We start from the raw sequence: 16049 nt of genomic DNA, 5'->3' as shown, positions 1-16049 counted from the left end.
GATATCCTAGAGAGCCACTTAAATATTCTTGAACCACCATCAATTTAAATTCTTCATTATATTTAGTCATAAAAAATCACCCCAAAAGTTAGTTTTTTACTCTAACTTTTGGGGTGCAGTACATTCTGTAACAAGAATCAGCGCTCGTTTTCATTAAAGGGCCAAATTCTTGAGTAGAATTATGCCTTTTTCAGTAATAGGGCCAGATTGTTTAGTAACTTAAATGAAGAGATTGTAAAGAAATGTTCTAAAGCTATAGGGTCATTTAGCTTGATAAGAAAAAGGGTTATTTGTATTTAAATGGAATATGTATTTTAAGTACTTTTATAAGAGGTGGATTTAATGAACACAAGAAAAGCTATGTTGACTGATGCAAAGGGTATTGCAAAAGTACACGTTGATAGTTGGAGATCTACTTATAAAAACATCATACCAGAAGAATTTTTAAAGAAATTATCATATGAACAACGAACTGATTTATGGAATCGCAATATTACAAAAGAGGGAAATTATGTCTTTGTAGTAGAAAATAATGAGGGAAAAATTGTAGGATTTGCTGATTGCGGAAAAAGAGAAAGTAATAATGTCCCTAATTCTGGGGACTTAACATCTATTTATCTACTTGAAGAATATCATGGAAAGGGAGTTGGAAAACAACTATTGAAACAAATTTTCCTTCAATTTAAAGAACTTGGCTTCAATAAAGTTTTTGTGGAGGTATTAGAAGACAATAGAACCCGTTATTTTTATGAGTATTATGGTGCCAATTTACTTCAATCTGAACAGATAACAATTGCAGGTAAGGAATTGAATCTTCTCACGTACGAATGGAGTAACCTCAATAGAGTATTATCTAAACTCTGATGCTAAAGGTGCTTTAGCATAATAAATAAGGGGAGAGCCAGCTTATATTCCCCTTGAAGAATTAAGGACACTCGCACCCATTTTAACAGTGAATCAAGTTGATCTTAAAGTAGAAAAGCTCAGCGAATCCAAAATGCGGTATACCGTTAATTACGATTTATGGGCATCATATGGAGACTTTGGTGGGGGGGAGAAGATTATAATCGTGGAGAACCATTTAAAGAGTATTGGTTTATTTCATCAATAACAACGAAATATAATCAATGGGAAGCATTTACCCCAGCCGAGCCAGTCTTAAAATAGAGCATTGAAGATAAAAAACCTATTTTGAGTATTTCTTTATTCTACAATCGGGCGCGATTGTGAAAGAAACAAATGATTACTTGTTGTGGTATTATAGTGGGAAATTTGATGTTGTTGTTGTAAATGAGGTCATATGTTGTACAAAAAGGATAGATGTAAGCAGGTATATCTCCTGTTCATCTATCCTTTCTTTTTTACCCTATATAATGTTTGACATTATAATAAAACAATTTATTATCGGGTTTCTTAGTTATTTTCTTGACTTTTAATAAAACTGTCGAAGATGTCTTTTTTGTTTGACCATGATATAGTTAAATTGAGGTATTTTAGTATAATATAGGTCGATTTTACAGCTGTGAAACTTAACGATTATTTGATTGAATGCGGCGTTTTACAACCACTTTCACGGATAATTGATGCGTACCGCACAGTTAGCGATAAAGGGATGAACCCTCCTATGCAAACTGGAATGCTTTAAATAAAAATATCAGATAAAGAGGGATAACGCATGCATTCGAAATTACAGGCAGCAATCGATGTTATTGATCTTTACCAAGCGACATATCCAGAAGATACTTGTGTTATTGTGGCAGATAAAGAGAAAATCCTAGCATACAAACCAGGGAAACAAGTGGATTTGAAGATTACTGTTGGTGAACGCATAGAGAAGTATCGTGGAACGACGACAGAAAAGGCACTTTCTACGGGGAAATATATAAGAGAAGAGCGAGGACCAGAAGGATTTGGTGTAGCATATATTTCTATTGCACAACCCATTTTTGATGACGGAAAAGTAATTGGTGTTGTCAGTGCAGTAATGTCGAATGAAAAAATGGATAATATGCGTTTATTAGCAAGCGAGTTATCAAGTTCTGTGGAAGAGATGACTGCAACAAATGAAGAGTTAACAGCTGCAAGTGTAGACGTGTCCAATCGTTTGGCGGAGCTGTCTAAGTTCTCGGAGTCTATGACTGGTGATATCCAACAAATAAATTCCATCGTCGATTTAGTAAAAGGTTTGGCGATGAAATCAAAAATTCTCGGATTAAACGCATCGATCGAAGCTGCTCGTTCGGGTGAGCACGGAAGGGGCTTTGCAGTAGTAGCCTCAGAAATTCAAAAAATGTCACAAAGCAGCACGGAAAGTGCCGATAGTATTACAAATCAGCTAGGAAGCATAAAACAATCTATTGATAAGGTCAATGAATCGGCGAATCAGATTACTGTTTTTACACAGCAATTTTCTGCAAGCATGCACGAATTAAATGCCGCCTATACAGGCATCAATACAGCTGCTGAAAAGCTCATGCATATTAGTGAAGTTAAATAATAATATTGTTTATACAAGGATAATAGAGAATGAATACTATTCACTATTATCCTTTTGATAGTTTTAGGTGAAATAAAATAGTAACTAACTTTAGACGATATCTAATATTTCAACTGGAGAAAATACTTGGTAATCAGGTTTCTCTGATTGCACTACTTCAATGGAATCATATCCCCAACTAACCCAAATAATTGGAATGCCAACTTTTTTACAAGCGACTATATCACGATGCTCATCCCCAATATATAAAACATCTGATGTTTTTAAATTTGCCTCTTTGATGTATTTTTTTATAATTTTATCTTTGCCAAAGATGCGACTCGAACACAATACATTTGAGATATTATCGATACCGTTCATCTTTAAAAACTCTAAAATATTATCTTTAGAATTAGAGGAGATAATGGCGATTGTATAGCCCTTGTTGACAATTTCCTTTAGCACATTTTTCATACCATCAATAAGTATGACATCCTTTAGTGACTGCCGATAGTAACGGTAAAATTGGGGGAGTATCGTTGGTAGCTTATACATTGGAAAGTTAAATAACTTGCTGCGCTCCGCGATGGACAATTTTTTCAATGATTCTATTTCTTCCAATTGAATTTCTCGGTATTGATATTTTTTTGCGATGATATTCCATGCAGAAGCGAACACAGCAGTAGAGTCTGCTAGCGTGCCATCGAAATCAAATATTATATGTTTCATTTTTTTAAATTTTCTCCTTTGTGATTTAGTTGTAGAGACGTTTTTTAGCTAAATATGTTACGTATTCCGTGAAATAAATGGTTATCCTCTCGTCTAGAATTACATGCTTACTAGTATGATGCAAGCTTTCTTATTTATATGCTTAAAGATTAATTCGGTAAAGGTGTATCCCTATCGCATTTTTACATCTTTACAGACCAATAGCTAAACGGTCGAATAATGGGATGATGTTGAGGAGGGAAAAAGCATTATAAGCAGGCACTGAAAATGCGGTCGTATCAACTAGCCCCTTCGGTTTCTAGTATCTAGTTAGCGGGATTTCCGATGGAGTCACATTGCGTATGATACGGACAAGGCAGTAGTGCGATGCCATTTGAGTAACTTACGGAAACGAACAATTTTGTAGTATATTCGCTAGTGCCCGATAGTACCATACCGACAAACGATAGTTGGTAGATTGTTTTTTTTATAGACATATGTTAGATTAGTAAATACTATTAACGTTCGAAAGGAGGCAAAAGCGATGGAAACTGTATTCAGAAATGGTCTGATGGAAAAAGAAGTAAAATTATGCCTGTATTCAGTGAATTTGCTTGCTAAGGGAGAAGTCTGCCCTTTTTTAAGCAAATTTCATATCGAAAACAGTTACCGAAGCACTTTGCCTTCATGATTTAGCATTTGTAGCATAGACATATGTGGATCAATATTTACACAATGAGGCGCCGGTTCTGTACGGCGCCTTGTTGCGTGCTATTGTAAGTTTACTGCCCATACTTTATATAGTTTAAGCAATTTGAAGGCGCCGATATTCGGCGTCTTTTTGTGTTTTAAAGGAGTGAAAAAGAGATGTGTAACCTTATATGTCCTTTTATTTTTTGAGCTTGAGAGCTTGGAGAAAGAACGGATGAATTTTTATAAGGAAAGAGTGATAAAGATGTTACTGCACTTAAAAGGAATTTGTAAAAGTTACTTGGGCGAAACGATTTTGTCCAATATTTCAATGAAAATAGAACGAGGGGAAAAAATTGGTCTTGTTGGTGTCAATGGAGCGGGTAAATCAACCTTACTAAAAATTATTGCTGGCGATACACCCTCTGATCAAGGGGAAATCAGTATTGGGAAAGCAATGAAAATTGGCTATTTGCATCAACATAGTGGACTACAAATGGACAATACTATTTGGTGTGAAATGTTAAATGTCTTTGCTGAGTTGCTCGAAGTTGAGAAACAGCTGCGACAGTTGGAAAAGACTATGAGCGATCCTTCTTTGGAGGGTAACACCGTAAAGTTTGACGACATAATGAATCGCTATGCAACAAAATCACAATGGTTCATGGAACAAGGTGGATATGAAATAGAAGGGAAAATCAGGCGTATGTTAAATGGCATGGGCTTTCAAAATAGATCCATGAATACCCCGGTTCATAAGTTAAGTGGCGGCCAGAAAACGAGACTTGCACTCGCTAAAATTTTGCTGCAGCAACCAGATTTACTGATGCTGGATGAGCCGACTAACCATTTGGATTTTACTACTTTAACTTGGTTAGAAGGATATTTACGTTCATATCCAGGCGCTATTCTAGTCGTTTCGCATGATCGCTACTTTTTAGATACCCTTGTTAACGTGATTTATGAAATTGAGCGAACAGAAGCGAGGCGATATACAGGTAATTACTCGAAATATGTGGAGAGTAAAGTGAAAAATCGTGCGATTCACGCAAAAAAATATGACTTACAGCAGCAACAAATTGGAAAAATGGAAGATTACATCCGACGTAATATTACAATGGCAACGTCTTCTAAAAGTGCAAAAAATAAGCGTAAGCAGCTTGAGAGAGTGAAGCGATTAGAGCAACCACTCAAAAACCTAAAACTGCTACAGTTGTCCTTCCCGTTGGAGAAAACATCCCATAAAGATGTGTTACAGGTTCGCGATATCAGCATCTCCTTTAGAGAAAATTATGAGCAAAAGTCGCTCATGCAACATATAAATTTCCAGCTACAGCGGGGTGACAAGGTAGCATTAATAGGTCCAAATGGAATTGGAAAGTCAACACTGTTGAAGACTTTACTAAAGGACTATCAACCAGACAGTGGTGTTATTGAGTGGGGGCATGGTGTATCGATTGGCTATTATGATCAGGAACAAGCCACGTTACATCCAGATAATACGGTCTTAAATGAGGTTTGGAGTAGGTTTCCCCATATCGAAGAAGCCAGTATTCGTTCGGTACTTGGGAATTTCTTGTTTACTAGTGAGGATGTCTTTAAAAAAATAGCATCGCTGAGCGGTGGTGAAAAAGCACGTGTGGCGTTAGCTAAGTTGATGTTGCAAAAAGCGAATGTGCTCATGATGGACGAGCCAACAAATCATTTAGATTTGTATAGTAAAGAGGTATTAGAACAAGCACTATTAAATTATGAGGGCACACTATTTTTTATATCACATGATCGTTATTTTCTTAATAAATTGGCCAATAAAATGTTGGAATTACAGGCAACTGGAGTCATTTTATTTAATGGTAATTATGATGACTATGTGAGTGCTAAATCACAAAATGACAAACAGTCGCTATTGCTGAACAATTAACAATATGCTGAATATGCCGAGAGGGCCTCCAAATTCAAAATAGTGGCCATAGTAATATAGATTTAAAAACAAAAACCATATGAAAAGAGGAATATAGATATGTCTAATGAAAATCGAATTGTTGTAATTACTGGAGCAGGTAGTGGAATTGGAAGAGCTACTAGTATTAAATTTGCCGAACATGGCTACAAAGTCGTAGTAGTTGATTTTAACGAAGTGACAGGGGAAGAAACGCTTGCGCTGATTCGTAATCATGGTGGAGAAGGTCTGTTTATCAAAGCGGATGTTTCAAAGGTAGAAGATGTTGAAAATTATGTAAATCAAACTGTGGATACTTATGGTCGTATTGATGTATTTTTCAATAACGCAGGCATTATCCAAAAGTTTGCACCCTTCACCACTGTTGAAATGGAAGAGTATGATCGGATTATGGATATTAATGTGAAAGGAATTTTCCTTGGCATGAAATATGTCATTCCTGTAATGGAAAAGCAAGGAAAAGGAGCAATTATAAATACGGCTTCTTCTGCTGGAATTCGTCCAGAGCACAGTATCGCTGTTTATTCTGCTAGTAAACATGCTGTCATCGGCTTAACGAAGGGGGCAGCGATAGAATTCGCCAATAAGGGTATTCGTATTAATGCCGTATGTCCTGGAGGAATCGTTACACCACTGTTCAAAAGCGTTGGTGAAACACTTGAAAAATCAGGGTATGTGCCAGAAGAAATGTCGCGTGTACGCATGGGGCGTCATGGTGAGCCAGAAGAAGTGGCAGAAGCTGTATTATTCCTAGCTTCTGATAAATCAAGCTTCATGGCTGGGGCCGTGGTCACAGTAGATGGCAGTTTAACGGTGTAAAATCCTGTTTTACTTTATAATCAAGTAACTGAGCTACTCCTCGGTTAGCTAATTGTTAGTCAGTCACGTCTTTGGGGAAGGATCGCTTTGCGCTTTCTTTTGACCAGGGATGTGGCTGTTTTTGTCTTCACTTATGACCAAGCCGTTTTACCTGTAATAGCACTGTTAGCTAAAAAATTTTTGGTGAATTGTAGATATTAAAATAAAATAGTGTTATCGTAAGAACTAGCTAAATAAAAATATTCTTCGGGGTAGGGTGAAATTCCCAATCGGCGGTGATGAAGCAATTCAAAGTCCGTGAGCGTAAGCTGATTTGGTGCAAATCCAAAACCGACAGTTATAGTCTGGATGGGAGAAGGGTAAAAGTGTAAGCTTTTTAAATTCGTATGAGTTTATAAGGTCTATTTGCGTACGCTTTTATAAATCCACTTCCCATCGTCTTCGTTGGGGAGTTTTTTTGTTTCTTCTAACAGGAACGATAGTAGTTAGCTAAAATTAAATAGCGTGAAATGTTCTTCGGGGTCGGGTGAAATTCCCAATCGGCGGTGATGAAGCAATTCAAAGTCCGTGAGCGCAAGCTGATTTGGTGCAAATCCAAAACCGACAGTTATAGTCTGGATGGGAGAAGAACAATGAGATGGCAACCTATTGAAAATTGTGATATTTCTTAGGTTTATTTGTTGACGTCTTATCGTATTAAATCTCCCAAACCCCTTACTTGAAAGGGGTTTTTTGTTTTTTAGAAGGATTGGCTGATAGAACTATTGAAGTGACGGATAGCAATCGAATCATCGAATTATAGAAGAGAAGGTGGGTGACAAAATGTTTACAGGGATTATAGAGGATGTTGGCGTCGTTAAAACCTTGCAAAACAATAAGCAAAGTATGAAAATAACAGTTATTTCTCCAAAGATAGTAGAAGATGTGAGGCTTGGTGATAGTATTGCGGTCAATGGTGTCTGTTTAACGGTGACGCAATTTAATGAGCAAGAGCTGACGATGGACGTGATGCCTGAAACGGTGAAAGCTACAAACTTAGTACAGCTCACAGTTGGCGATGCGGTGAATTTAGAGCGGGCCATGCCGACAGATGGGCGTTTTGGTGGTCATTTTGTGTCTGGGCATGTTGATGGTGTGGGAAAAATTTTATGCAAGCGACCGATGGCAAATGCCGTTTACATTGGTATTGCACTCTCGCAGGAATTGTCGAGCTATTGTATACCAAAGGGCTCTATTACAATCGACGGTACGAGTTTGACGCTCTTTCATGTTGAACAGAACAGTGTCACCGTTTCACTAATTCCTCATACGTACAAGGAAACGATTTTAGGTATGAAAAATGTTGGTGCATCCGTCAATATAGAGACCGATTTGGTTGGTAAATACATTATTCATCAGCTACAGCGTGGTCAGGCAACATCCGCAATAACGCGCGAGTATTTAGCGAAACATGGATTTTAGGAGGCGATCAATTGTTACATTCAATTGAAGAAGCATTAGAGGATTTAAAACAAGGCAAAATGATTGTCGTGGTGGATGATGAAGATCGTGAAAATGAAGGGGACCTACTGGCACTTGCGGAGTTTATGACGCCTGAAACCATAAACTTTATGGCGACATATGGTAGAGGGCTCATTTGTACGCCAGTTTCACAGCAAGTCGCTCAAAAATTAGCGTTGCAACCAATGGTGGTCAACAATACTGATAATCATCAAACAGCATTCACCGTTAGCATTGATTACAAGAATACAACAACCGGCATTAGTGCCTATGAACGGGCAATGACCATTCAAAAAATGCTTGAACCTCAAACGCAAGCCGCTGATTTTCGTAGACCGGGGCATGTTTTCCCGCTAATTGCGAAAGACAATGGTGTCTTAGAACGCAGAGGACATACCGAGGCTACTATCGATTTAGCGAGATTGTGCAACAGTATTCAAGTAGGCATTATCTGTGAAATCATGGGGGATAATGGCGAAATGCTGCGTTTTAACGACCTCGTTCACTATGCAAAAAAACATCATTTGAAAATGATTTCGATTGAGGCTTTAGCGACATATCGACGCAAACAAATAAGTGTAGTAAATACAATAACAGTTTAGAAGAGGGGCAACAATGATGGGAAAAACTTTTGAAGCACAATTAATCGGCACAGACTTAAAAATCGCAGTAGTAGTAGGGCGATTCAATGAATTTATTACAAGTAAATTATTAGATGGCGCAATGGATGGGCTAAAACGTCATGGCGTACCTGAAGATTTGATAGATGTTGCATGGGTGCCAGGTGCATTTGAAGTGCCATTTATTGCTAAACAACTAGCAGACACTAAGAAATATGATGCCATCATCGGGTTAGGAACAGTCATTCGTGGCTCTACAACACATTATGACTATGTATGTAACGAATCTGCCAAAGGTATTGCGAGCGTATCGCTTTCCACAAATGTTCCAGTTATTTTTGGAATTGTGACAACTGAAAATATCGAGCAAGCAATCGAACGTGCTGGTACTAAATCGGGTAATAAAGGTTATGATGCAGCAATGTCCGCTATTGAAATGGCGAATTTGAAAAAAATGATCGGGGGAACCCAATCGTAAATAGTATTACAAATATGTCCTAAACGCCGGAAATCCCATGGATGAATGTTTCGTTTTATTGCATAGTATTAAATTTCATGGGAAAAATATTTGTAAGTGTATAAATGTATACTCTTTTCATTTATGCACTAACTTCTGGCTAAGTAGGAGATGACGAACATCAATGGAACAGGTAATCACTATAAAAACATTGAAAGAACTGTTTCAACGTTCTGCGGATGTACTTTTTGAACAATATAACTTCAATCAACACAAAGTACATTTTATTACATGTGATTCGATGATCGATCAGCAGCTACTGAATAGCGTCATAGTTCAAAGACTCCAATCTCTGTTTGAAGATATATCAGCGGAATTGCAAGAAGACAACATTCTAAAGGATTTACACATTCCTAATCTTCAAAAAGTAAAGACCAAAGAGGATGCCATTACACTTGTGTATACGGGCCATGTTTTACTTTACTTTGAAAAAGAAAACTTTCTGTTTTCAAGTAATATTGCCGATAAACCAAATCGAAAACCTGAAGAAACAAGACTTGAATTAATTGTTAAAGGGCCGAGAGATGATTTCATTGAAGATGTTTTTATTAATATTGCCTTAATACGGAAACGAATACCTACAAATTCATTGAGCGTGGAGACGATGGAAATTGGCAAGCGTTCCAAAACAACAGTTGCTGTTTTATATTTTGAGGATATAGCAAATAAAAATATGCTGGGCATAATAAAAAATCAATTAAACCAAGTGGATATAGATGTTGTGTTTAGTGGAGATTTGTTGATGGAGAGGCTTGAAAAAAACGATAAAGTTTTTCCGAGACATGACTATACGGGTCGCCCTGACTTCGCATTGCAAGCTTTATCGCGAGGGCGGATTGTCATTCTGATTGATGGCGTGTCATATGCCATCATTACGCCTGCCAATATGTTATTACTATTTAAAATAGGTGAAGATAATGATTATCCAATCGTAGTGAGCTCTTTGGAAAGATTGCTACGCATAGTAGCGATTTTAATCAGTATACTGATGCCAGGTTTTTGGCTTGCCCTGTCAACATTTCATCAAGAGCAATTACCGGTGCTACTGTTAGCTACTATTGTTCAATCGAGAACAGGACTGCCATTTCCAACCGTTATAGAGATACTGCTTATGTTATTTATGTTTGAATTATTCCGTGAAGCTAACTTACGTCTTCCATCTGTCATCAGTGGAACAATGAGTGTTGTGGGGGGATTAATAATTGGCGATGCTGCTATTAAAGCAGGGGTCACTAGCCCTTCCATGGTTGTAGTAATTGCGATTTCAAGTATTGCAGCATTTACACTTGTCAATCAATCCTTTGTAACGGCAATGAGTATTTTCCGATTAATTATTGTGATAGCCTCTGCCTTTTTGGGTTTATTTGGTTTCTTTATGTCACTGTTCTTCATTATTCTTTATGCGGCAAATATTCGAGTATTGGGTGTACCATACTTAAATATTGCAGCAGAGTTTAATTGGCAAGATATTAAAAAATCTCTAGTACGTGCAACACCAAAAGGATATAGTAAACGGCCTGAATTTTTAAATCCACAAGATAAGACACGGGCACCAAGTAAGAACTAATACATTGTTTCGTTTTAAGACCAGGATTCGAGTGCCTGGTCTTTTACTTTTTCAACCATTGAACAAGTGCTTCACTTCAATATGATTGGTGCAAATGCCTATCAATTTCAGTGATGTGCAGGTTGTTCAATTTTAATTTACTGCTACACTTGTAAAAAAAAATGAAATGGACAACCTACGTATTGAGGAGTATGGATGAGGCAAGGAAAGGCCTTTTCTGTACTTTTCATGACCTATTTCATGAAAGAGGTGGAGAGCTATGCCAAATGTAGAAGTGAACTGTACTGTTTCAAATTGTGTTTTCCATGCCAAGGGAAACATTTGCGGAGCGGAAGCAATTGAAATTGATATGGATTACAAGTTAGACAGTAAACATAACACAGAGTTTGCTTCGGATTTTGATTTACAGTTCAAATCTGAAGAAGCAAACCAATCGTCTGACACGTGCTGTAAAACATTCCGAACAAAAGAATAGTGAATTTGCTCTGTACAACAATGATGATGATTACCACGGTTTGTGATTTACCTTAAATTCAATGATTTGGTCAGGTGGAAAGGGGCTCAAAACAGCTCCTTTCAACATTTTTTGTAAAAATCCGCTGCTTTCTCCGTGGGCAAGGCACGAGCCAAATGGTCGCTAACGCTTCCTGCTAGGTCTCGTGCTTTTCCTTTTCTTATAGGGAAATCCTGCTTTTACATTACATACAAACATACGTTTTTACAATGGTTTGATTGCCATATATGCTACCTTTATATTTTTGTCGTGCTCGTTCACGTTCATGCGTCTCTATTGACCTTCTAGCTACGTGATGGGTTACGCATGGACAGTCTTCGATATTTTTCAAAAATTATAAAACAGTCGTTTATTCCCCTCATAAATTAGAAGTAAACGTGGGAATAGTGATTGTCACGAAAAAAATATATAGAAAGTAAAGGGATCTTTCCTGAAAAGATAGTGGTATTATTTATAAAGAAAGTTAATATTTGATATTTATTGAGAATAATTACACTTTATGTATGAGAGAATGGTATGATAGTTTTGATACTATTCTCTTTTTGGTATGGATTTCTGTGTCTTGAGCATGAATTATTGTCTATTTGATAACAAATTGATTTTGTCACTAGTTTAAAGTAGGATATAAAGGTATGTCTTTAGAAAACAGCAAGTTAATTTGGAATTTATTATAGTATAATATTATTGTTGAGAAGATATTTCTGGCATGTATATTCAGAAATAGTTAGGTAAATCAATAGATGAGGAAGTACCAGTTTGCATGAAAAAACGTAAAATTAAATTAATTATAGTATTATCATTAGTCTTATTATTATTATTTACAAGCTTAAATGTCTTTACTTCTTATTTAAAATTGAAAAAGACGGTGGAAGAGTCTATCGCAAACCAAAGTCTTGAAGCGGCAATCTCCATTGCTTCGTCGATTGATATAGAAGAATATAAGCAATTTCTAGAAGACCCTGTGAAGAACAAACATTATTGGAAATTAAGAAACAGTTTAAATGATGCAAGAGAAAAGCTAGGCGCTTTATTTGTTTATACTTTGGAAATAGATAACCCAACAGTGTCAACAGCAATGGTAGTTGGGCTACCACCGGAGCAAACATATGGTTTTGACATAGGTGAGCTTTGCACTGTACCCGAAAAACAAGTCAGACAAGCTTATGAGGGGCATACATATGTAACAGGTGTCATTGAGGATTCGGTTTATGGTTCTTATCTTTCTGTTGGCGCACCAATAATAGATGAGTATGGAAAGATTATTGCCTACCTTGGTATCGATATTAGTGCGGATACACTGAATGGTATCAAAGGTAAAATTCTGAAAGATAATATTTTTAACTTTATCTTTAATGGTGTCATTATATTAGTCGTAATCGCTTCCTTCTATTTTTTACAGAGATGGTATCAGAAAGAAGTGGCAAAGGAAGTAGAGGTAACGGAGGATACATACCAAACAGAAATTAAGACATTAATCACTTCGGTGTCGTCTTTGAGACATGATTTCACCAATCATATTCAAGTTTTACATGGTTTTCTTCAATTAGGGAAACCCGATCAGGCACAACAATATCTAGCTTCTCTTTCAAAAGAAGTTCAAGCCATAAAGACTCTCAAGTTAAATATAGATAATCCAGGTCTGTCTATCTTATTACAGACAAAAAAGCTAGCTGCACAAAATCATAATATTTATATGGATTTTACGGTTTCTCAGGATGCGTTTACTAAAATTAAGACGACAGATTTAATCAAAATACTATCGAACTTAATTGATAATGCGATTGATGCAACATTAGAATTACCGGAAGGTCAACGTAAAATAACAATTTGTTGTATGGCCGATGAAGCACAGTATGCCTTTAAGGTTAAGAATACAGGACCGACTATCATAGAGTGTGACCATATATTTAGACAAGGGTATTCAACTAAAAAAGCGCAGCAAGGAAAAATAAGAGGGCAAGGTTTATTTATTGTGAAAGAGATTGTCAATAAATATCATGGGGAAATTTCAATTGAATCGACAAAAGAATTAGAGACGACAGCCATTGTGAAAATCCCTTTAAAGTAAATAGCGAACATAAGCTTCCTAGACAAGTTTAGGAAGCTTTTTTCAATAAATTTTTCTTTAGAAAAATTCATTATAGACAATAAGGTTCATACATTAGTAGTAGTCTAAATGGTAATATTGGGGGGGGGAGTTGGATTTGGAAAAGTCGTTACTGGCTTTACTGAAAGAGGGCGGATTCATTTTATATGCAAGGCATGGAGAAGCAAAGGTTGGGACTGATCAGCCATATTTTAATTTTCAAAATTGTAATACGCAAAGAAATTTGTCGGAGCTTGGTCGAAGTGAAGCAATCTATTACGGACAAATGTTGCGCTATTTGCAAATACCAATCAGCTCACCAATTGTTGCAAGCCCTTTTTGTAGAACAATCGAAACGGCACAGTTAGCATTTCCCAACATCAATGTTCAAATTGATGCTTTTTGGTATAACATTTTTAAATTAGGTGGAAATATTTCCAACGCTGAACAACATAAAATCTTAACGGGTTTGCGGGCAGTGTTGGCATTAAAACCACCTCAGGGGACGAACAAAGTAATTATTGCGCATAGCTTTCCCGCGGGTATAGGGCTTGGCAAAATTTCAAACTTAGGAACCGTGATTGTCAAGCCTCAAGGGCAAGGACATGGCTATGAAATCGTGCAACAGTTGGCATTAGCAGATTTAGCACAGCTAGCGAGCAGTGAGTAACAGAAACTTTAGGAGAATCGAGGGACAACATGGAAATAAAAACCGTATCACAATGTACATTGGAGGACGTTTTAAAAGCTTGGAATAAAGGGTTTGAAGGTTATTTTGTGCAGATTACCATGGACGAAGAGATGTTTTTAAACCGACTCGTAGGAGAAGGCCTGTCTCCGAAGCTTTCCCTTGTTGCGTTTGATGGTAATGAGCCTGTTGGCATTGTCTTGAATGGTGTTAGACATTTAAATGGAAGAAAAACATCATGGAATGGTGGAACAGGTATCTCATCAGACTATCGAGGAACAGGCATTTCACGTGCTTTAATGGAAGAAACATTGGCCGTTTATGCAAGAGAAAGCGTTGAAATAGCAACACTTGAAGCGATAACTGGTAATAGTAAGGCAATTGCCCTCTACGAAAAATATGGCTATCGTATAGCGAATCGCTTGCTGTTTCTAAGTGGCGAGTTTAAAACCAAAGTAACGGAACCCATACAGATGCAGATAGAAACATTGCACCCAGAGCAGCTTTCAAACCTTTCTTTTTATCAACAAGAAGTACCATGGCAATGTAGTTGGCACAGTAACAAGCAAGGACAGGCTAAAGTATTTTATAACCTAGAAAATGAAGCGGTGGGTTACATGCTGTATCGATCACAATGGGCTAAAGACGGTCAATTAGAGCGTTTAGTATTGTATCAGCTCGAAGTGCTTGGGCAAGGTAGTGTAGACTATATTCCGTACTTCCTAGATAGCATTACTAATCAGCCCGTAAAAATAGCGACTGTAAATTTTCTAGCTAGTAATCCAGTAACAAATTATTTGTTAGAAAACGGGCTGGAAGTGACAACAGAACAAGTGCAAATGAAGAAGATCATGAACGAATAACCAGTGTTTCAGTTTCTAGCTATTAGGACCAAAGCGAACCTGTTAAAAGGCTTGAGTGAGAGGGACATACAGCTATCATTACTTGGAAGTGAAGATTGGAAGAAATACGAGCCGAGCATGACTAAGCAATAGCGATTAATGGGAAGAGGTGAATTTCACCTCTTTTTAAATTTTTTGACAATACAAAATATTCTAATAAAAGTTTGTGATTATATGGTAAAATTTACGTTGAGCGAAAATTGGAGGTGAAAGAGATTCAGTAAAATGATTCGTCTTGTAACAGAAATGAAAAATTAACTGAAATATGGACAGAGAATTTTATGAATACTGCAATGGACTCCTCTGAAAGCTTGCCGAAAAAAGTGAAGTAAAAGGTTAAATAGTGAAGGGTGGTGTATATTAAAAACATGGCTTAAATGCTTGTATTTTAATGGAAGAAAAAGATGAATGTGTTTGTCTTTTATACATAATTTTTTATGCGCTGCACCATATTACAAGAAACGACAAAAATTTGCTCGATGGTAACTTATGAAATGTTGAGAAATACAGGAATATGCTAGGTCTTGTAGAAGGAATGCTCGCTTTCCCCCTAGTTCTGAATAGCTTATAACTATCGTATAGATAGTAGATATTTTAATCTATAATTAAATGTGATATACTGCAATAAGGTTATAATTGATACAGAAAAGTTGTGTTCCTAAGTCGCATCTTGTCTTATTGTGACACCCAAACAGGAGCGTCTACATCCTTTCTGCAAATCTTAATATATAAGGAAGATAAAAATGAGTAGCAAACAAATTAAATCAGACGTCATCTTAATTGGTGCCGGAATCATGAGTGCGACTTTGGGAACAATGCTCAAAGAATTAGCACCAGATTGGAATATTACTGTGTTTGAGAAACTTGCAAACGCCGGAGAAGAAAGCTCGAACGAATGGAATAATGCGGGAACAGGGCATGCAGCATTGTGTGAGCTTAACTACACTTCTGAAAAACCAGATGGCTCTATTGATATTAGCAAAGCCATCAACGTGAATGAAC

Annotated in this window: 15 protein-coding genes and 2 riboswitches; of the genes, 14 read left to right on the top strand and 1 reads right to left on the bottom strand. The window is 36.9% G+C overall.

What is annotated here, in order from left to right; all coding sequences use genetic code 11:
• The first annotated feature begins 342 nt into the window (after window positions 1–342).
• Both C9J35_RS21855 and C9J35_RS21850 read left to right on the top strand, forming a co-directional pair.
• On the top strand, window positions 343–864 hold the full coding sequence (locus tag C9J35_RS21855) for a GNAT family N-acetyltransferase (protein WP_054769964.1): 522 nt from the start codon (window positions 343–345) through the stop codon (window positions 862–864).
• 811 nt (window positions 865–1675) lie between these two features.
• Window positions 1676–2497 carry a methyl-accepting chemotaxis protein gene (locus tag C9J35_RS21850; RefSeq protein WP_107926899.1) on the top strand — a complete coding sequence of 274 codons (822 nt, stop codon included), beginning with the start codon at window positions 1676–1678 and terminating at the stop codon, window positions 2495–2497.
• 90 nt (window positions 2498–2587) lie between these two features.
• Here the strand turns inward: C9J35_RS21850 and C9J35_RS21845 are convergent, their stop codons facing one another.
• Window positions 2588–3205, bottom strand: coding sequence for an HAD-IA family hydrolase (locus C9J35_RS21845; protein ID WP_107926897.1), 618 nt, complete (start codon window positions 3203–3205; stop codon window positions 2588–2590).
• A gap of 523 nt (window positions 3206–3728) precedes the next feature.
• On the opposite strand from C9J35_RS21845, the gene C9J35_RS23820 reads away from it, so the two are divergent.
• The 12 genes from C9J35_RS23820 to C9J35_RS21790 all read left to right on the top strand — a co-directional run.
• Window positions 3729–3875 (top strand): hypothetical protein, encoded by a 147-nt coding sequence (locus tag C9J35_RS23820; protein ID WP_167396037.1) that lies wholly within the window; start codon window positions 3729–3731, stop codon window positions 3873–3875.
• Between the two features lie 264 nt (window positions 3876–4139).
• Entirely contained in the window at window positions 4140–5795 is a 1656-nt protein-coding gene (gene abc-f / locus C9J35_RS21840) for a ribosomal protection-like ABC-F family protein (protein WP_107926903.1), read from the top strand.
• 99 nt (window positions 5796–5894) lie between these two features.
• Window positions 5895–6653 carry an SDR family NAD(P)-dependent oxidoreductase gene (locus tag C9J35_RS21835; protein WP_054769963.1) on the top strand — a complete coding sequence of 253 codons (759 nt, stop codon included), beginning with the start codon at window positions 5895–5897 and terminating at the stop codon, window positions 6651–6653.
• A gap of 238 nt (window positions 6654–6891) precedes the next feature.
• A riboswitch (FMN riboswitch) is annotated at window positions 6892–7017 on the top strand.
• A gap of 144 nt (window positions 7018–7161) precedes the next feature.
• A riboswitch (FMN riboswitch) is annotated at window positions 7162–7287 on the top strand.
• A 188-nt stretch (window positions 7288–7475) separates the two neighbouring features.
• On the top strand, window positions 7476–8114 hold the full coding sequence (gene ribE / locus C9J35_RS21830; RefSeq protein ID WP_054769962.1) for a riboflavin synthase: 639 nt from the start codon (window positions 7476–7478) through the stop codon (window positions 8112–8114).
• A gap of 11 nt (window positions 8115–8125) precedes the next feature.
• The gene (gene ribB, locus C9J35_RS21825) at window positions 8126–8755 is read left to right on the top strand and encodes a 3,4-dihydroxy-2-butanone-4-phosphate synthase (protein ID WP_107926895.1); all 630 of its coding nucleotides are present in this window, start codon (window positions 8126–8128) and stop codon (window positions 8753–8755) included.
• A 16-nt stretch (window positions 8756–8771) separates the two neighbouring features.
• On the top strand, window positions 8772–9251 hold the full coding sequence (ribH, locus tag C9J35_RS21820) for a 6,7-dimethyl-8-ribityllumazine synthase (RefSeq protein ID WP_107926901.1): 480 nt from the start codon (window positions 8772–8774) through the stop codon (window positions 9249–9251).
• A 163-nt stretch (window positions 9252–9414) separates the two neighbouring features.
• On the top strand, window positions 9415–10857 hold the full coding sequence (locus C9J35_RS21815; protein ID WP_107926893.1) for a spore germination protein: 1443 nt from the start codon (window positions 9415–9417) through the stop codon (window positions 10855–10857).
• 259 nt (window positions 10858–11116) lie between these two features.
• Entirely contained in the window at window positions 11117–11332 is a 216-nt protein-coding gene (locus tag C9J35_RS21810) for a DUF1540 domain-containing protein (protein WP_054769961.1), read from the top strand.
• Between the two features lie 799 nt (window positions 11333–12131).
• Window positions 12132–13439, top strand: coding sequence for a Spo0B domain-containing protein (locus C9J35_RS21805; protein WP_107926891.1), 1308 nt, complete (start codon window positions 12132–12134; stop codon window positions 13437–13439).
• Between the two features lie 136 nt (window positions 13440–13575).
• Window positions 13576–14127 (top strand): histidine phosphatase family protein, encoded by a 552-nt coding sequence (locus C9J35_RS21800; RefSeq protein WP_054769965.1) that lies wholly within the window; start codon window positions 13576–13578, stop codon window positions 14125–14127.
• 29 nt (window positions 14128–14156) lie between these two features.
• Complete coding sequence (locus C9J35_RS21795) at window positions 14157–15008, top strand: GNAT family N-acetyltransferase (protein WP_054769960.1); 852 nt, start codon at window positions 14157–14159, stop codon at window positions 15006–15008.
• Window positions 15009–15790: 782 nt separating this feature from the next.
• Window positions 15791–16049: malate:quinone oxidoreductase (locus tag C9J35_RS21790; protein ID WP_167396036.1), on the top strand; the 259-nt coding region annotated here is incomplete at its 3' end.

This window comes from Lysinibacillus parviboronicapiens (assembly GCF_003049575.1).
In the GTDB taxonomy this organism is placed as follows: domain Bacteria; phylum Bacillota; class Bacilli; order Bacillales_A; family Planococcaceae; genus Lysinibacillus; species Lysinibacillus parviboronicapiens.
This window is presented reverse-complemented; position numbering and strand designations above follow the sequence as displayed.